Source organism: Chitinophagales bacterium (genome assembly GCA_020636495.1).
Lineage (GTDB): Bacteria > Bacteroidota > Bacteroidia > Chitinophagales > Chitinophagaceae > UBA5543.
In genome coordinates, this window is the sequence record JACJXQ010000008.1 from 2,933,280 (window position 1) to 2,950,178 (window position 16,899).

The 16,899-nt window shown below is 45.5% G+C and carries 18 protein-coding genes; 8 read left to right on the forward strand and 10 right to left on the reverse strand.

All coding sequences use genetic code 11. The features are described from left to right. Positions 1 to 116: 116 nt before the first annotated feature. Genes purQ through H6550_13090 form a run of 5 tightly spaced genes read right to left on the reverse strand, consistent with a single transcriptional unit; the run spans position 117 to position 4,002 of the window. Positions 117 to 803 (reverse strand): phosphoribosylformylglycinamidine synthase I, encoded by a 687-nt coding sequence (gene purQ, locus H6550_13070; GenBank protein MCB9047058.1) that lies wholly within the window; start codon positions 801 to 803, stop codon positions 117 to 119. Positions 804 to 827: 24 nt separating this feature from the next. Continuing rightward, complete coding sequence (locus H6550_13075) at positions 828 to 1,811, reverse strand: hypothetical protein (protein MCB9047059.1); 984 nt, start codon at positions 1,809 to 1,811, stop codon at positions 828 to 830. Positions 1,812 to 1,826: 15 nt separating this feature from the next. Then, positions 1,827 to 3,281 (reverse strand): hypothetical protein, encoded by a 1,455-nt coding sequence (locus H6550_13080; protein ID MCB9047060.1) that lies wholly within the window; start codon positions 3,279 to 3,281, stop codon positions 1,827 to 1,829. A 37-nt stretch (positions 3,282 to 3,318) separates the two neighbouring features. Beyond that, entirely contained in the window at positions 3,319 to 3,744 is a 426-nt protein-coding gene (locus H6550_13085) for a thiol-disulfide oxidoreductase DCC family protein (GenBank protein MCB9047061.1), read from the reverse strand. 24 nt (positions 3,745 to 3,768) lie between these two features. Next, positions 3,769 to 4,002 carry a hypothetical protein gene (locus H6550_13090; protein MCB9047062.1) on the reverse strand — a complete coding sequence of 78 codons (234 nt, stop codon included), beginning with the start codon at positions 4,000 to 4,002 and terminating at the stop codon, positions 3,769 to 3,771. Between the two features lie 154 nt (positions 4,003 to 4,156). Between H6550_13090 and H6550_13095 the strand changes: the two genes are divergently transcribed. Next, on the forward strand, positions 4,157 to 4,816 hold the full coding sequence (locus H6550_13095; protein ID MCB9047063.1) for a DUF4294 domain-containing protein: 660 nt from the start codon (positions 4,157 to 4,159) through the stop codon (positions 4,814 to 4,816). A 353-nt stretch (positions 4,817 to 5,169) separates the two neighbouring features. Here the strand turns inward: H6550_13095 and H6550_13100 are convergent, their stop codons facing one another. Beyond that, the gene (locus H6550_13100; GenBank protein MCB9047064.1) at positions 5,170 to 8,934 is read right to left on the reverse strand and encodes a T9SS type A sorting domain-containing protein; all 3,765 of its coding nucleotides are present in this window, start codon (positions 8,932 to 8,934) and stop codon (positions 5,170 to 5,172) included. Between the two features lie 1,072 nt (positions 8,935 to 10,006). Between H6550_13100 and bshB1 the strand changes: the two genes are divergently transcribed. The 5 genes from bshB1 (at position 10,007) to H6550_13125 (ending at position 11,954) form a co-directional block, all read left to right on the forward strand. Next, positions 10,007 to 10,741 (forward strand): bacillithiol biosynthesis deacetylase BshB1, encoded by a 735-nt coding sequence (gene bshB1, locus H6550_13105; GenBank protein MCB9047065.1) that lies wholly within the window; start codon positions 10,007 to 10,009, stop codon positions 10,739 to 10,741. A gap of 73 nt (positions 10,742 to 10,814) precedes the next feature. Further along, complete coding sequence (gene rpmB / locus H6550_13110) at positions 10,815 to 11,051, forward strand: 50S ribosomal protein L28 (protein MCB9047066.1); 237 nt, start codon at positions 10,815 to 10,817, stop codon at positions 11,049 to 11,051. A 26-nt stretch (positions 11,052 to 11,077) separates the two neighbouring features. Continuing rightward, positions 11,078 to 11,260, forward strand: a complete 183-nt coding sequence (rpmG, locus tag H6550_13115; GenBank protein ID MCB9047067.1) for a 50S ribosomal protein L33 — start codon at positions 11,078 to 11,080, stop codon at positions 11,258 to 11,260. A gap of 20 nt (positions 11,261 to 11,280) precedes the next feature. Then, the gene (locus H6550_13120) at positions 11,281 to 11,448 is read left to right on the forward strand and encodes a DUF4295 family protein (protein ID MCB9047068.1); all 168 of its coding nucleotides are present in this window, start codon (positions 11,281 to 11,283) and stop codon (positions 11,446 to 11,448) included. A gap of 110 nt (positions 11,449 to 11,558) precedes the next feature. After that, positions 11,559 to 11,954 (forward strand): hypothetical protein, encoded by a 396-nt coding sequence (locus H6550_13125; GenBank protein MCB9047069.1) that lies wholly within the window; start codon positions 11,559 to 11,561, stop codon positions 11,952 to 11,954. A 3-nt stretch (positions 11,955 to 11,957) separates the two neighbouring features. Here the strand turns inward: H6550_13125 and H6550_13130 are convergent, their stop codons facing one another. Then, positions 11,958 to 13,454, reverse strand: coding sequence for a T9SS type A sorting domain-containing protein (locus tag H6550_13130; GenBank protein ID MCB9047070.1), 1,497 nt, complete (start codon positions 13,452 to 13,454; stop codon positions 11,958 to 11,960). A gap of 194 nt (positions 13,455 to 13,648) precedes the next feature. On the opposite strand from H6550_13130, the gene H6550_13135 reads away from it, so the two are divergent. Both H6550_13135 and H6550_13140 read left to right on the forward strand, forming a co-directional pair. Continuing rightward, a complete protein-coding gene (locus tag H6550_13135; protein MCB9047071.1) occupies positions 13,649 to 14,032 on the forward strand; it encodes a hypothetical protein in 384 nt (127 codons plus the stop codon). A gap of 62 nt (positions 14,033 to 14,094) precedes the next feature. Further along, positions 14,095 to 14,700 carry a GNAT family N-acetyltransferase gene (locus tag H6550_13140; protein MCB9047072.1) on the forward strand — a complete coding sequence of 202 codons (606 nt, stop codon included), beginning with the start codon at positions 14,095 to 14,097 and terminating at the stop codon, positions 14,698 to 14,700. On the opposite strand, the gene maf is transcribed toward H6550_13140, so the two are convergent. The 3 genes from maf to H6550_13155 are packed head-to-tail and all read right to left on the reverse strand — an operon-like array spanning position 14,697 to position 16,866. Next, positions 14,697 to 15,269 (reverse strand): septum formation protein Maf, encoded by a 573-nt coding sequence (gene maf, locus H6550_13145; GenBank protein ID MCB9047073.1) that lies wholly within the window; start codon positions 15,267 to 15,269, stop codon positions 14,697 to 14,699. The genes H6550_13140 and maf overlap by 4 nt on opposite strands. Then, the gene (locus H6550_13150; protein ID MCB9047074.1) at positions 15,262 to 16,212 is read right to left on the reverse strand and encodes a geranylgeranylglycerol-phosphate geranylgeranyltransferase; all 951 of its coding nucleotides are present in this window, start codon (positions 16,210 to 16,212) and stop codon (positions 15,262 to 15,264) included. The genes maf and H6550_13150 overlap by 8 nt, the downstream gene beginning before the upstream one ends. Positions 16,213 to 16,236: 24 nt before the next feature. Continuing rightward, on the reverse strand, positions 16,237 to 16,866 hold the full coding sequence (locus H6550_13155; protein MCB9047075.1) for an orotate phosphoribosyltransferase: 630 nt from the start codon (positions 16,864 to 16,866) through the stop codon (positions 16,237 to 16,239). Positions 16,867 to 16,899 lie beyond the last annotated feature (33 nt).

Below are 16,899 nucleotides of genomic sequence, written 5' to 3' on the forward strand. Positions count from 1 at the left end.
CAGTACTCAATTATTCTTTACTAAAGAAACTACGTTTGTCTTAATGGTTTGGGGCGTACCAGCCTTTTATGAAAACTTTAGCTAAGGCTTTACAGAATGTTAAAGCCGTAGCTTGTTTAATTAGCCAGTGCACTCAATATCAACCTGCCGTCTATATTGTGCAGATCGCTGCTGCAGGCGCGCTCGGGGTGTGGCATCATGCCAAACACGTTGCGTCCTTCGTTGCAGATACCGGCAATATTATTGATGGCACCATTAGGGTTGACGTCAGCAGTTACATTTCCTTGCACGTCGCAATACCTGAACAGTACCTGCTTATTGTTTTCCAGTTTATCGATGGTTGTTGCATCTGCGTAGTAACGGCCCTCACCATGTGCAACAGGTATCTGCAAGGTCTTATCGCCCACATTCTTACCTATCCTGTTGTCATCAGAGGCAGATTTAATATATACGTTCTTACAGGTGAATTTCTGATGGTCGTTCAACAGCAGTGCGCCGGGCAGCAAGCCAGACTCACACAATATCTGAAAACCATTACATACGCCAAACACCTTTCCACCGCGGTTGGCAAAATCTATCACAGCCTCCATAAGCGGGCTGAAACGGGCAATGGCACCACAACGCAGGTAGTCACCATAGGAGAAGCCACCTGGCAGTATGATACAGTCATCAGTTGAAAATGCAGACAGGTCTTTGTCTTTGTGCCACAGGGTTACTACTTCCTGCTTCAGGTCGTCCTGCAAAGCGTTTATCATGTCCCTGTCGCAGTTAGACCCAGGGAAAACAACAACTCCGAATTTCATCAGTTAGAGAAATATTTAAAATGATCAGCCACCGGCCAGTTTACAGAAAACAACCAGCAACAACATAAAATAAAATGCAAAATTACTAAATGCTTTGTTCTTTTCGGCATAATAGGCGTTAGCTATTATCAACGTTATTGATGGCATTATCACCAACCACGCCATTTTTATGCTGGAATCAGTTATTGCAGCCGCTATTATCGAAAAGATCAGGCACATAGCTATGCCCGTCCACCCCCTGCGCACAAAAACACTGGCTCGCCCCAATTGTTTCTGTAATACGTAAGTACCTGCGGTAAAAAGAATGATCATGCCCATGATAGCTCCTACCAGGAAGACAGGCTTACTGATGGTACCAGGCAGATTGACACCCAGGTTCACCCATTCAGGGAACCAGTGCAGCACATCGAACAGGAACAACAGCCCCGCAGCGAAATAGACTGGCGTCAGGCAACCAAGTATGGCTACCATCCACTCACCGGGGTTCAGGTTGCGCAGCAGGGCTAGCGCTACCAGCAACAACAGGATATACACGATAGCCGGGAACGACAGTAAGGCCGCAATACCGATAAGAAATCCTGAATTATAGATAAGTTTGCGCGGTTTCTGTGCCTGCGAAAGTTGCAACATATTATCCAACACAGCTATCAATATCCAGTTGATAAGCAATGGCTGACTGAAACGGCCGAATTCGACGTATAACGAGCACAAGGATATATAAACAAAGGCCGTTACATATGTTGGTTTATGAAATAACTTGTGCCGGTTAGCCACAGCATTCAGGTATATTGCCTGTAAGCCGTTCATAGCCACTGCCAGGATAGTGAACCCAAAAGCGCTGTGAAACAATACCACCCCCATAAAACCGGTGATGATATGGAACAGGAAATCGCCCTCCTGCACAAATGGCAACTGCGGATAGAATAACGCCTGCCAGTTGACGGCAACAGCATATATGAGCAGAACTAATACTGTAAGGGGATTATTATTCCTGACTATTTGTAACACGCACCCGATTTTGTGCTAAAATACAACTTTCGCAAAGCAGATTTGATTTCTCTTTAAACAAGGCACCACAAACTCTTTGGCAGACACCTGTTTGCCCGATTTTGGCAGCCAGTCAGGAGCATCACGCCCTGCGCCGGCCAGCATATCCATACTTAACCTTCCACTGGCATCCAGCGTAGCCAGTTGTATCCTCGAGTGGTTCATATTGAAGTCGTTGAACAGGAAGCCCAGCGCACCGCCTGTATTCAGCAACGCATACGACGAGAATAAACCTCCGTCTTCCTGCGAATATTGTTGTTTCCGCACAAACTCCACCCATTCAGGGGTGCCATCGCCACTGCAGGATATAGCCAGTATATCGCCATAATTATATTCACGTACCGATGCCGACATGCTGGGGTAATACCATGAATAATAACCAAACCCCTGGTTGTAACTGTTGCGTGTTGACACATAGAACTCTTCGGTGATCATCACAAAGCCTCCGTCGTTGCGCACTATCAGTTCCCTCACCTGGAAATCGTTGAAAGCACGTTTTTTATTCCTGTCGCTGGCGGCGTTGCGCAGCTTGTCGGTAAATTTGATGGTCCTGAATTCTTTAAATACCTGTTCTGCTATATCGTAATATGTATAGATGATCCCCTCAAAATTGCCGTTCTTCCGGTCTGAAAAAAATCCCCCCACATATATCTTATCGTTATCGTTTGATAACTCCATGTAGGTGCCCGAAGCAAACAGCTCGCCCATTGGCACCTCTGTAGCCACATATTGTCTGCTGCCGGTCGTCAGCGATAACAACCATATCCTGTCAGCGTAAGACCTGCTGCCATAGGGCGTATAGGCCGAAAGAAAGAACCTGCCCTGGTCATCAACAATACCACTGCCAAACTCCAGCGTATTATCGCCCTTAAAGTCTGCCAGGCTTTCCGATTGTTTATTCAACTCAGCATCCAGCCATATCACTTTCGTATTCAGCTCACTGCCCTTTGTACCCGCACCGTATACTACTATATGTTGCTTGTCCTGCGATATGGCGTAATTGTACAGGCCGCTCCTGCCGCCCAGGAAACTGGCTTTCACCTCGTCTATTACCATCGGTGGCTTCTGCAGCCTGCCTGTCCCATCCAGCAGTGCGGCATGTTGTATCACTTTGCCGCTCTCTGTCTCCTGGTACAGCACAATGATCTTTCCGGGATAAGTAACGAATTTGGTGCCGAAAGCACGCCTCGGAATAAAATCCAGAACAACTGTCGCCACGCGCTGCATATCACTATCGTAGGCATCCAGGTAATACCCTTCAGATGAGCCGCGGTATACATACAACTTGCTGCCTACCTTACCTACAACGCTGAATTCACCGGAACGGAAATCAAACTTATCGTATTGGGAGTAGATGACCTTTTGTGCAAATGCCGCAGTTGCAGCTATAAAAAAAAGAGTTGCCAGGATTGTGATACGATACAGTTTCATGCTTCAAATTTAACGGTAAGTCATTATTTATTAGCATTCAATCTAAAAACCTTTCATTAAGTTCCCGTGTAGGAACCATGCATTCGTCGCGCCGGCCAAACCACTTGTACCGGTTGCGGGCCACAAGATCATAAATTTTATTTCTGAGGAACTTCGGGAATATATAACCTATGGTTAAAAACAACCACTTCCCCCCTAAAAGTTGCGCGGTTTTCAGCGCCGCGTCCGAGCGTAAATAATACTTATCCCTGTATACTAAAATTAAACTATCCGGAACAGCACCCATGTCCTGCGATACGTATTGCAGCACCCTGGCACCTGTTCCGGATTGTAACGAGGAGAACCTGAAGAGCTTTTTGCTGTCATTCCTGATAATGGCCTGTACAAATCCGTTACACAGGTTACAAACGCCGTCAAACAATAATACAGGGCGTTCACTACTATCGGGCAGCAGGTCGTTCATCTTCCCTCACACTTTGTTCAAAGCTTATTTAGCTTCTTTCCTCGCAGCAACAATTGAGTCGGCCATTGGCTTCACTTCAATAGCAGCCCTCCTGTCCAGGTCTTCGGTAGCCATTTTGTTCAGTTCATCCAGTTTTGTACCTACGATCGAGTCTGCCTTGGCCTGGATAGCGTTATCATCCATCGGGGCAGGAGCATTGTTATTACATGCAGCAAACAATACAGTTGCAAAAACAGCGGGGAATAATAGTTTTTTCATATTAGTTTCTGATTTGAACAACAAAGTAACATAATATCGCCCGAAATATGCTTATCCCACGGATTGTTAATACACATTTTAACGCATCCTTATGCAATATTGGCAGCATAAATGCCTTATATTTCAGTAGAAATTGAGGAATTTTACAACATACATGCGCTTCCGCACCATAAAATATGGCCTCCTGCTCATCTTCGCCCTGTTGTTGCGATGCACGGCAGCCTATGCCCAACCCTCCGGCAACGACACGCTGCTGCTGGGTGGTATAGTGGTAGACGGGGTTACCTATCCCATGGTGTTTATGGACAATGTGTATGTGGTAGACAAAATGCCCCGCAAATGGGTGAGAAAAAGAGCCAAATACGACCGCCTGAGACATAATGTGTATAAAGTGTACCCCTACGCAGTTATAGCTGCCGATGTGCTGAAAGACGTAGACTCCATGCTGCTGGCCATTGGCGATGATAAACGCAGGCGGAAGGATTACCTGAAATCAGTAGAGCTTGAACTCCGGTCGCGCTTTAAGGGCGAACTGGAAGACATGACCATCAGCCAGGGGCATGTGTTGGTAAAACTTATAGACAGGCAGACAGGCAAAAGCTGTTTCAATATTGTAAAAGAACTGAAAGGCGGAGTACCTGCCGTGGTGTTCCAGTCTATTGCCCTCATATTCAGCCACAACCTGAAACGCGAATACGACGCCACAGGCGAAGATCGTGATATAGAACAGATCGTCCGCGAACTGGAAGCCAACAACAGTTATGAATACCAATACCGCCTGCAGCAATCCCGGCTGAAGGTATCGAGGAAATGATTCCCCATCAATGCCGTCATGTCGAACGCAGAGACTAACGACAGGCAATTACCTTCCCCTCTTGAGAGGGGCAACCGAATGCAATGAGGTGGGGTGTGTATTCCCCTTGCGTCGGTTTTATCACCGCACCGATCAGCCCATATCAAAGCCGTCATGTCGAACGCAGAGAGACATCCCCATAGAACTTGCAATAAGCTGCATTTATCCACTCATCCAAAGGGCAGCACAAAAAAATAAAATCCTCCAATCCTGTGAATCCTGATTCAGACATGCTTCTCTGCTCGCAAAAACCTGGATATTATTTTAGTCTCCCCGGAATATCATCCCGCCAGGCGGGAGAGGGATAGGGGGACTTACTTCTTAATAACCCTCCCCGCAACACTGCCATTCACTTTAATGATGTACACACCTGCGGCAAGGTTGCTCATATCGGCATCAACTGTTTTGCCGCCGCCGGTTTGGCTCAGCACCTGCTGACCAAGCAGGTCGGTCAGCATGAGTTGTTCTATGATGGCAGATGAAGTAACTGTAATAGTACCACTGGTCGGGTTAGGATAAATACGGATATTATTGTCACGGACAATATCCTCCACGCCCAGTCTAATTTCCAGCTTTATGCAGTTGCTCAAGGCTGTATCGGGGTTCGGGCAGGCATAATCGCTGGTAATCAGTACGCAGATATTATCACCATTGGTGAGGAAGTTAGCATTGGCGCCCCATGTTTTGCCCGTGGCGCCGCCTACACTCTGCCCGTTGCGTTTCCACTGGTACTTCGGATTAGTTCCCGCATCCTGTGTTGCAGCCGTAAAGTTGATCGGCTCGTTGGGGAATAAAGAAGGTCCCGCATCTGCTGTTATGGTAGCGCTTGGGGCCTTCAGTTGCATGATCTGCATAGGAATATCATTACTTACCCTCGTTCCTGGGCACGTAGTATTAGGGGTTACCTTCATACTTACCTTATCACCATCATTCAGCGTACTTGTGTTAAAGTTCTGGTTTGTAGCTCCCGGCACATCCACACCATTGATCATCCATTGCAACTGTGGGCCTGTACCTGCAAACTGTACAAATGAGGCAAATGAAGCATTGCTGCCCGCACATACAGATGTACCTGATAATGGCACTACATTCACAGTGGCCGATTGGTCTACAGTTACAGTTGTGCTTGCCGTATCAAAACAGTTGCCCAGGGTAACTGTTACTTTGTAGGTTCCCGCATCATTCAGTTGCACATTGGGTTTATTTACCTGCTGCGTATTATAATTAGTAGGACCCGTCCATGCATAGCTCACACCACTCGTTGTGGACGATGAGGTCAGCTTCAGCGTATCGCCTGTACACAACGATGTCGACCCACCTGCCGCCATCACGTTCTCTGGTGTCTGGTTTACTACAACGCTTACCGTATCCCTTACCATACAACCATTGTTATTCACTGTGATATAATAATCCCCTGTCATAGCAAGGGTCGAGTTGGGCAGCATCGGATCTTCTGAAGATGAACTGAAACTACCGGGACCCGTCCATGCATAGCTCACACCCGTAGTTGTGGTGCCGCTGTTGAGCTGCAGGTCTTTGCCTGTACACACAGGGCTGTTGCTGCCAGAGGTAAAGGATGCCGGGTAACGGTATATGGCTATATCCACATCAGAAGGCAATGATGTATCAGCCGGGGCCGTTGCAATAACACGCAATTTATAGCCTGTACCATCGGGTATGGAGCCCGGCAGGTAGCAGGCTATGGTACCTGCTGTATTGCTGTTTACCGTAGCCAGCGTTACAGGGCTGGCGAAGCTGCCGCTGCTGTTGCTGAGCTGTACTATGAAGTTGTTACTGCTGCCGAAATTCCTGGTGACCCCCAAGGGTACATGCAGGGTATCTGTAGCGCAGGCGTGCAGCACATTAAAGGTTTTAGGTATAAATACCAATGTATCTTCCAGCTCAAACTGCACCAGGAAGAAATCTCCTACAGAGCCGCTGGCAGCAGGCTGGTGCGCCCCTGTAGTTGTAAGCCCGGTGCTGTTGCCAGCAGAACCACAGATATAGAGGTATTTATCCGCCATTGCTATAGTATTTCTTCCGACATTAGAATAGTTAACATTTTCAATCCCGTTACCTCCAAAATAAGTAGCATAGGTACGTTGCCCGGTCGGGGTGAATCTTGCCCAAAAACCATCATTGCTGCCATTAAGGCTTGTTTGATAAGCGCCAGATGTAGCCAACCCGGTAACTTGCGACATAGATGTTACTATAATATCCCCGTCAGCTACAGCCGCAGCAGTAAAGGATGTCCTTGTGCCATTGTAATAAGTACCCCACTGGCGTGTACCGGCGGCATTGAATTTTGCCAGGAAACCTGCATAGCTGCCGCTAAGAGATGGATTGAAGCTGCCTGTAGTAGCAATATTACTACTGCTGCTGGACCCACCTGATATATAAATATCACCAGGTGACGTAACGACAACGCTTAGAGCATAATCCTGACCAGCCCCGCCATAATAGGTACCCCAAAGCCTGTTGCCGGTACTATCAAATTTCACTAATATAGCACTTGAAACGTTGCCCGTACTCACCCTTGAAGTTTGGTGCGCGCCTGTAGTAGCAATACCGGTATCAGCATAAGTCCAGCCGCCGATATATATATTACCATAGATATCTGTAGCAATATCACCACCAAAGTTGGTATAGGTGCCCCATATGCGCTGGCCACTGCTGTCGAATTTCATCAAGCAGCCTCCATTATTTATATGGTAATTAGGCTTGTAAGTACCCGAAGTGGCAATACCTGATGCACTGTTGGTACTACCGATAACAATCAGTTGACCCTGTGCACTAATGTGTATATAGCCTAAACCATCAAAATCACTACCCCCAACATAAGTGGCCCATATCCTCTGCCCTGCAGTGTTGAACTTTATGATAAAACCATCCTCCAGCCCCTGGTGTGTGCCCTGGTAGGTGCCTGAAGTGGCTATACCCGATACCGAATGCGTAGCGCCCACCATGTATACATTACCATACCTATCGGCAGATGTATAACCAATGCTGCGGGTTACATACCCCGTGTCAGCAAAATAGGTGCCCCACTGCCTTACACCACTGGTATTGAATTTGGCCACGAACATATTCCAATCGGCAGTGATGGCAGTGGTATTAAATGCCCCGCTGGTAGCAATATTATTACTACTGGTTGTCCACCCACCCAGGTACACATTCCCTGCACTATCAACACTTATATGCTCCAGCTGCTCATAACCAATCCCGCCATAGTAGGTAGCCCAATTCAGCGCAGGGTCTATCACCAGTGTACCATCGTACGGCTGCAGGCCAAAGCTCAGTTCATTGCCCGACAGTACATATGCTGATACTACCTGCTGCCTGGTATCAGCATCGTAGCTAAAGGGCGCATCCTCCGTTACAGTACCAAAGGGCGTGTTAGCCTGTAGCGCACCGTTTACAATGTTTAAACCTGTAGCTCCATTGTAGCGCAGGCGTATATCGGCCGGATCGCCTCCTGGGTGTACGATAAAGTCGTATTTTATTCCTCGTGAGTCTACCTCTCCATCTCCCCCCTTTAGGGGTGCCGGAGGGGTATATATTACCCAATCAATATTAGGGTAAATATTTTTGTAGGTTACTTTGTTGTACCCCCGGGCTGTAACACCATCAGGAAATTGCGGCAGGTAATAATTCTCATAATCGCCCGTGGGCTCTTCAAATATTGCTTCGGCACTTTTGTTGGCACCCACCAGCGTCACATCCATCCTGTATATCTCAATGTCAATTCCCTCTTTGAAGAGGGTGTCGCTGAACAGCGACGGGAGATGTCTACTCGCGTCAAACTTTTTGGTTTTCTCCCGATAGCTATCGGGGTTTGACTTTTGACCTTGCTCCGCAACCCACTGATAATGCAGTTGCCCATCACCCACAAACATCGTCACACCACCCGCCTCTATCTTAGCGTCTATATCCCTTCTCAGTGTACCATACTGGTCAGCCACCTGGCCTTTGTTGGCTATAAATTGGGCAGAAGTTGCAGGTGTTGCGTTTTCACCTTTGGCAAAGGAAATTGCTGGCAACAACATTGCCATAATGATGTAATATCTACAGGTGATCATAATTCATGTGCGGTTTGAATCTATTAAAGTTAACCAAAAAGCGAATAAGGTGTATGTGTTTGTACCGCCCCCATACCCCACAACAGGTGTTTGCGAGGAGCGAAGAATGAGCAACGAAGCAATCTTATCAGATGAAGAACATTGATGAGCTCTTAAGATTGCTTCGTCGTGCCTCCTCGCAAAAACCGGAACTATATAAAAACACTAGTGTTCTGAGAGGAAATAAAGCCCTCCCACCACTTCCCGGTCTTTGCGACAAAGTATTTGCCACGACAAATACGGCGGAAGCAATCTTGCCCAAACGAGTATTGTATTCCCCCTTTGGTCGCTGTTCTCACTGTACCGATCAGCCCACATCAAAGCCGTCATGTCGAACACAGAAACTAACGACAGGCAATTACCTTCCCCTCTTGAGAGGGGCAACCGAATGCAATGAGGTGGGGTGTGTATTACTCGCGTGAAATAGCACAACGCGAGACACCCACCCCTACACCCCTCCGAGGAGGGGAAACTCATTCTCCACAGTCCGCCTGAATGATGAAGTCGGGCAGGCTAAAAAATCCTGCTAATCCTCCAATCCTGTGAATCCTGATTCAGACAAGCTTCACGCTACGCAAAAAACAGAATTGCAATATCGAATAAAATAACGTACATTTGTTGTAGTAAATGCGAATGCGTTTACGAAGATCCCGCCATAGTGGGACAGTAATAAAATACAAAGCCAATGCCCTCACCCCAACATATACACGAAATGATCAGTCCCGCCCCTGCGGGACTTTTTTATGCATTGTTAAGTACAACGACTCTACCATTTTACTTAACATTACTTAACAGTTTTCACTGCAAGGCATTAACTATCAACAACTTAGCGAAACTGAATATTAATTCATGGTTAAAGTCAAAAGAAGCATTACTTAACAAACGAACCTATGTGAGCTCGTTAAGGCAAAAAATGTCAACAGCTTTTAACAAAACAGGCAGAAAGGAGCCAAAACACTATTATCAGTTTCGCAAATCGGCTTATAATCATATCAACGAAAAGCCGAATAGTATTTTAATTAATTTTGCCCCCATGCAAAAACTGGACATACTCGCTATAGGCGTACATCCCGACGATATTGAGCTGGGCTGTGCCGGTACACTCATCAAACATGTGCAAATGGGTCAGCAGGTCGGCATCATCGATCTGACACAGGGCGAACTGGGCACTCGTGGCACACCCCAACTGCGCCTGCAGGAAGCTCAGGATGCGGCTGCAATTATGGGCGTTGTCGTTCGAGAGAACCTGGGTATGGCCGACGGATTTTTTCAGAATGATAAGGAACACCAGCTGAAACTGGTGGAATACATACGCAAATACCAGCCCAACATTGTGATAGCCAATGCGTTGGAAGACCGCCACCCCGACCACGGCCGGGCGGGCAAACTGATAGCCGATGCCTGTTTCCTGGCGGGGCTGAGCAAGATACCTACCACGCACAACGGCGAACCGCAACAACCATGGAGGCCCAAACGTGTTTTTCATATGATGCAGGACCGTTTCCTGGAGCCTGACTTTATTGTAGACGTGAGCAGTACACATGCACAGAAGATGGAAGCTGTAAAAGCCTACAAAAGCCAGTTCCACGACCCCAATTCTGATGAACCGATAACGTACATAGCTACCGGCGGCTTTATGGACAAAATAGAGTTCAGGGCGGCATTGCTGGGCAAACGCATAGGTGCGGCATATGGCGAGGCGTTCATATGCGAAAACACCATAGGTATCAGCCACCTGGACAGCCTTTTGCTGCCCGAACTGGCCTGATATAATTTTTTAAAAAATAATTTTGTCATTCCGTAAAAAAAAATGACCTTTGCAGTCCCAAAAAATCTAAAGTATGGCACGTGTTTGTCAGGTGACAGGAAAAAAACCGATAACAGGACATAAAGTATCTTTCTCTAACAAGAAGGCAAAGCGCCGCTTTCTGCCAAATCTGCAGACTAAGCGTTTCTTCCTGGCAGAAGAAGACCGTTGGATCACGTTGAAATTGTCAACAGAAGCTATCCGCACTATTAATAAGAATGGACTGCTGTCTGTAGTAAAAGAAATGCGCGCTAACGGCGAAAAAATTTAATTAAAAGAAAATAAACACCATATACAATGGCGAAGAAAGGAAACCGCGTTCAGGTTATTTTGGAATGCACAGAGCATAAAGAAACTGGTTTGCCAGGTACCAGCCGTTATATAACGGTTAAGAACAAAAAGAATACGCCTGAGCGTATCGAACTGAAAAAGTACAACCCTATTATGAAAAAGGTGACTGTACATAAAGAAATTAAATAATTTTTAAAATACTCTAAGTCATGGCAAAAGCTGCAAAAACGGCGATAAAATCAGATGCTAAAGGTGGTGCAGAATCAAAAAACTACACTAAAGTAGTGAAAACTGTACGCAGCCCTAAAACAGGTGCTTATACCTTTAAAGAAGCTATTGTGCACAAGGATAAAGTGAAGGACTTTTTGGCAAAATAAGTCGGCCTCTGTAAACTACAGACTTATAACCGGATTCATTAATACATGTTAGCCATCCTGTACAGGGTGGCTAAATTATTTTACGTAATTTACAGTATAAATATTCATGTATGAAAACTTTGCTTTTTACCGTTGTATTTTCAAGCCTGGCCTTTATAGGTTATGCTCAATCCTCTAAAATAGACCTATCTAAAGACCCCGGCAGTTCAAATACACCCCTGCATAAAAAGAGCAATGCTACCCTGCTGAAGGAAAGCAGCACAACTCCCGCCACTAATACAGAAACCAACCTTTCCGAACAATACAGTAGCGACGGAACGATAACGAATGGTACTTTCCGCAAAGCTGCTCCTGCCAGCAACACGGGCATGGATGCCCAACCCCAGATGATGAATGCTACCCAACAACAGGGCCACATCGGCAACCTCAAAACCACCTCGCAAACTTATTACGACAATTCGGGTAAAATAAGGAGTTCGGGAACTACCATTCATTTGGGTAAATAGTAGCTACATCTTCACTACCCGGCCACTGGCAACCGGTATACCCGATGTATTGCGTACCATATAATGGTAAACTCCGGCTGCAAGATCTGTTACGGGAACCGACATTGTATTAGCCGACCCTGAATATGCCCTAGCCTTACTGGTTAGCACTACCCTTCCGGTAGCATCTGTCAGCCTGACAACCAACTCCTCCTCTCTTTCCAGTTCAAGCCTGATATTCAGCATATCTTTTGCAGGGTTGGGATATGCAACTGTTGACTGCAATGTGCTATAATCAGTAACGCCGGCCTGGGGATCAATGTACTTATACAACTCTGTACCCTTATCTCCATACGCGGTAAAATAAAGTCCATTGTCATAAACAACCAAATTGTTCGGTGCAATTCCTACCTGTGCATTTGTATTTATATCAGCCACCATTGTAGCAGAACCATTCCCATCCAGCACCCACAACTCCCGACCATGCGTGCCATTGTCTGCTGTAAAAAATACCTTGTTGGCATAGTAGATGAACCCGGCAGGATAACTCTTTCCGTTGGGGTCGATGGTAGCTACAAATGATGCGGTTTTAGATAGTGTATTATATTTAAACAGTTGTATGCCGTTAGTACCATCACCGCCTGCAAAATACAGATCGTTGCCTATAGCTCCGATTGCCGGTAAGTCGTCGATTGATGCCCAGCAGCCGTAACCTGCTCCCGGGTTCATATCCAGTAGTTGCTGTACAGTAGTGCCGTCGTAAACATATATCTCACGTCCCGACCCTGGTGTGTATGCTGAGAAATATAATTTACCATTGAGCTCTGCAAGCGATTCCGGTTCTGAGCTGCCGGCAGAAGGGTAGATGTCTGCAACAAGTTTCACTTTGTTGTTAGACGGATCGTATTCATACAATTCCCTGCCGGTAGTTGGACTCAATGCAGAAAAGTAAATTTTACCCATAGCCGTCTTAAGATGTTGCGGTGAGCTACCAGGCGCAACAACGTTGATAAAACTAAGCTGTACTGTTTGGCCCAACGTTGGGTCATGCTCCCATAGCTCAGGTCCGTTGGTGCCATTATCGGCATTGAAGTATATCTTACCATTCAGTGTTACCAATTCATCAATATCAGACCCTGCAGCACCTCCGTGTATATCACTCACCAGCGCAGGTGGGTTCGCTCCATCATAGCTGAACAATTCTAAACCCGTATTGCCGTTATCGGCAGGGAAATACATCTTACCCCCCGTAACTACGCACGTGTGATTATCTGTAGCGGGTGTACAGTCTTTGCTTCCTGAATAAATATCCTGTTCCAGCTTGGCAACTTTTCCATTATACCCCCACAGCTCTTTTCCCACCACGCCGTCGCTGGCGAAAAAATACAGTTTGTTATTAAACACAGTAAGCCTGACAGGTGTACTCGAAAAAACATCAGGCATAATATCTCTCACCAACACTGGTTGTGCGGATGCAGATATTGCAAGGAGCAGAACAGGGTAAAGAAGCAGCGATCTCATCAACGGGCATATCAGTTTATCATAGTAAAAATAAGTTATTACGATATACAACGTTTCAAAAAGGGTAATAAGTATATAAATATGACAAATTGCAGAACTTATTGCCAATCAACAGATTGACTATTTAACAAACATTTTCAGATATATACTGTTTTATACATAGTGTTACTATTATTCACTAAAACATCATAGTCATGGAAAATACTGCCAAAAAATACGGTAAAATATTGTGCTTTACACCCATCACGTTGTTCGCAGCGTGGACCATTTACTTTTTCAGTATCGTGCAGGAACAAGTAGTTACGTCCAGTTTCTCTAACCATTTTCACTGGGTGGCAGCTATGGCAAGCAGTTACACCAGCCTTTGGATATCATTATCGCTGATTTGCATTATTACAGCATCTATCATGCTCTATTTCGTAGTACATATCGCACGACTGAGACAAATGACAGCACTGGAAAAGGTGCTGTGGATAGTAGCATTCCCTGCGTTGGGTTCCGTTGCGTTTATCCTTTTCTGGTTCATAGAACTGAAAGAAGAACCCGAAAACGTGGACGTGTATGCAAGCATAGCGTAGTTTAACAATACAATGCAACCGTGATTCGTACTGTTTCTGTAGATTTAGTCCAAAATATCTGTATGGAATGGATCGGTCATCCGCTTGTGCTATCCGGTAGTAAAGTTTCTTTACAACCGTTGAAGCCTGAGCATTTTCCCGCGTTAATACGGGCAGCACAAAACACCCGGATTTGGGAACAGTACGGACGCAACGGCGCTGACATCTCCATTATGCAAACGTTTCTTGATGATGCTTTAGCACTGCGAATAATACAACAGCACTATCCATTTACCATCATCAATACCATTTCCGGTGAAATCATCGGCACTACAAGAATAGCTTATATAGACTACTCCAATAAGACCCTGGAAATAGGTTGGACATGGTATGTGCCCGAGGTATGGGGTAAAGGCTATAATGAAGAATGTAAGTTACTATTGCTTACCCATTGTTTTGAAAAACTGGGGGCTATACGTACACAATTAAAAACCAGAGATACCAATTTGCGCTCGCGCAATTCTATACAAAGAATAGGTGCCACATTTGAAGGTATTCTCCGCAACCACATGCTCAATGAAGATGGCAGTATTCGAAATACGGCAATGTTCAGCATTACACAAGAGGAATGGCCTGTCAGAAAAGAAAAACTAAAGGATATGATGAACGAAAAATACGCAAGGCTTTAGGCATCCATCTTTTTCATCTTTTTCAACCTTTGAACGACCAATCCTACAGGTAATCCCATAACGTTGTAATAGTCGCCGTTGATCTTTTCTATACCTACCATGCCTATCCATTCCTGTATGGCATAGGCACCGGCCTTATCGTAAGGCTTGTAATTGGTTACGTAATGGCGAATCTGTTCTTCTGTCAAAGGGCGAAAATGAACCGCCGTTGTCTCAGAAAAGCTCTCTACTGTATCTCCCCGCATGATACACACACCACTTATAACCTGGTGTACCTTACCTGATAGCTTAGTAAGAATTGCTATAGCATCTTCTTCATTCATCGGTTTACTCAATATCTCATGATCCAGCAATACAATCGTATCAGCTGCAATGACGATAGCATTCTTGTTCTTCGCTGAGATAACAGCTGCTTTCTGCCTGGCCAGGTGTTCGGGTACATCTTCTCCCGGCATACCTTCAGGTGGTGTTTCATCTATATCTGCCACCTGTATATCAAAATCTATTTCAGCAAGCTCCAGCAGTTGTTTTCTGCGTGGCGACTGTGATGCGAGTATAATATCAGCCATGGGTTTGAAAATAATAAATCACCAGGGAAATGACCCCCAATACCATAATAATTTTCAGGTAGCGGCTTTCGTTGCCATAGTGTTTTGTGGTTGCATGTTTAGGCAAATAGTACATCCATACTACTACCGGCATTGCCAGGCCCAATAGGGTATAGATACCTAATACATACCATTGTTCGCGCAACAGTTTTACAGCACCTATTACTAACGGAATAACAGTCAACAATCCTAAAACCTGTGCAAATCTTGCACTACGCAACAACCCCCACTTTATAGGCATAGTAACACATCCCTGCTCGGCATCGCCTTTAAAATCTTCCATATCTTTTACTATTTCGCGCATCCATGTGAGCATAAATGCGAAATACGCATAGGTACCCAGTACCCATACGGGATTAGGTATCAACCCTTGTCCCCCATGTATAAAGAAATCCTTGTGCAGGTAAAAGCGTATCGCACTCTCATACAACATCAACACCACAATGGTAAAAGCCGTCAGTATTGATACTACAACATTGCCGGTAACGAACTGTCTTTTAAATGTAGTGGAATAAAGCCATAACATTATTGTGCAACCCAACTGCATAGCCAGAAAACTGTAATGTCCGGCTCTGCGTGCCACAACAATTGCCAGTGCAATAGCAGTGATATTAAATATGGTATGTACTACTATCGCCAGCTTCATCGGGATGCGTTTCTCCAATATCAGCTTCTCCGGCCTGTTGATAATATCTATTTTGACATCAAAGTAATCGTTGATAATATATCCAGCTGCAGCAATAAGCACTGTTGACAAGGACAACAACAAGAAATTATTCCACGTGAGCACCAATGGCTCAGGTGAATAATTTTGCATAGGTATAATAACACATCCCCACGCAAATAATTGCGTCAGAAACACGATAATAAGATTTTGCCAACGTATCAGTTGCAGCCAGGCCATATCGTTTTAGTATGTTCCGTTAGATTATTTACCCCAGCCTGCAGGATCTTTTCTCCACTGTTCCAATGATTGTTTTTGTTCAGCTGTTACAAGATTCTGCTCTTCCGCCACTTCCATCAGTGCTGTGTAGTTGCTGATGGTGTATAATGGCACACTTGCTTCTTCCATAGCTTTGGCAGCAGCATCAAAACCATAAGTGAACAACGCACACATACCTAGCACCTCGCCGCCGGCAGCACGGATAGCGTCTACAGCCTGAAGGCTGCTCTTGCCAGTGGATACGAGATCTTCGATCACTACCACCTTCTGGCCATGTTCCAACACACCTTCTATCTGGTTGCCCATGCCATGCTCTTTGGGCTTGCTGCGCACATATATAAATGGCAGTTTCAACTGGTCGGCAGCCATAGCTCCGTGAGGGATACCTGCTGTAGCTACACCGGCTATTACTTCTGCATCAGGAAAGTGCTCCAGCACCATATTGGCCAGTTCACTCTTCACAAAGTCGCGTGTATACGGATATGACAATACTTTACGATTATCACAATATACAGGCGAATTCCATCCTGAAGCCCAAGTATATGGTTGTTGCAGGTTGATTTGTAATGCCTTAATTTGCATTAATTTCTCGGCAAAATGCTTTTGAGTACTCATAACGGCTCAAACCTACGCCAAATCAGTAATTTT

What these genes read in the sequence shown, in the direction of transcription:
- H6550_13095 (MCB9047063.1), top strand. Translation starts at nt 4,157, where the DNA reads ATGCGCTTCCGCACCATAAAATATGGCCTCCTGCTCATCTTCGCCCTG.
- H6550_13150 (MCB9047074.1), bottom strand. Translation starts at nt 16,212, where the DNA reads ATGGCCTGGCTGCAACTGATACGTTGGCAAAATCTTATTATCGTGTTT.
- H6550_13120 (MCB9047068.1), top strand. Translation starts at nt 11,281, where the DNA reads ATGGCAAAAGCTGCAAAAACGGCGATAAAATCAGATGCTAAAGGTGGT.
- H6550_13080 (MCB9047060.1), bottom strand. Translation starts at nt 3,281, where the DNA reads ATGAAACTGTATCGTATCACAATCCTGGCAACTCTTTTTTTTATAGCT.
- H6550_13130 (MCB9047070.1), bottom strand. Translation starts at nt 13,454, where the DNA reads ATGAGATCGCTGCTTCTTTACCCTGTTCTGCTCCTTGCAATATCTGCA.
- rpmB (MCB9047066.1), top strand. Translation starts at nt 10,815, where the DNA reads ATGGCACGTGTTTGTCAGGTGACAGGAAAAAAACCGATAACAGGACAT.
- H6550_13140 (MCB9047072.1), top strand. Translation starts at nt 14,095, where the DNA reads ATGGAATGGATCGGTCATCCGCTTGTGCTATCCGGTAGTAAAGTTTCT.
- maf (MCB9047073.1), bottom strand. Translation starts at nt 15,269, where the DNA reads ATGGCTGATATTATACTCGCATCACAGTCGCCACGCAGAAAACAACTG.
- H6550_13085 (MCB9047061.1), bottom strand. Translation starts at nt 3,744, where the DNA reads ATGAACGACCTGCTGCCCGATAGTAGTGAACGCCCTGTATTATTGTTT.
- bshB1 (MCB9047065.1), top strand. Translation starts at nt 10,007, where the DNA reads ATGCAAAAACTGGACATACTCGCTATAGGCGTACATCCCGACGATATT.
- H6550_13125 (MCB9047069.1), top strand. Translation starts at nt 11,559, where the DNA reads ATGAAAACTTTGCTTTTTACCGTTGTATTTTCAAGCCTGGCCTTTATA.
- H6550_13155 (MCB9047075.1), bottom strand. Translation starts at nt 16,866, where the DNA reads ATGAGTACTCAAAAGCATTTTGCCGAGAAATTAATGCAAATTAAGGCA.
- H6550_13090 (MCB9047062.1), bottom strand. Translation starts at nt 4,002, where the DNA reads ATGAAAAAACTATTATTCCCCGCTGTTTTTGCAACTGTATTGTTTGCT.
- H6550_13100 (MCB9047064.1), bottom strand. Translation starts at nt 8,934, where the DNA reads ATGATCACCTGTAGATATTACATCATTATGGCAATGTTGTTGCCAGCA.
- rpmG (MCB9047067.1), top strand. Translation starts at nt 11,078, where the DNA reads ATGGCGAAGAAAGGAAACCGCGTTCAGGTTATTTTGGAATGCACAGAG.
- purQ (MCB9047058.1), bottom strand. Translation starts at nt 803, where the DNA reads ATGAAATTCGGAGTTGTTGTTTTCCCTGGGTCTAACTGCGACAGGGAC.
- H6550_13135 (MCB9047071.1), top strand. Translation starts at nt 13,649, where the DNA reads ATGGAAAATACTGCCAAAAAATACGGTAAAATATTGTGCTTTACACCC.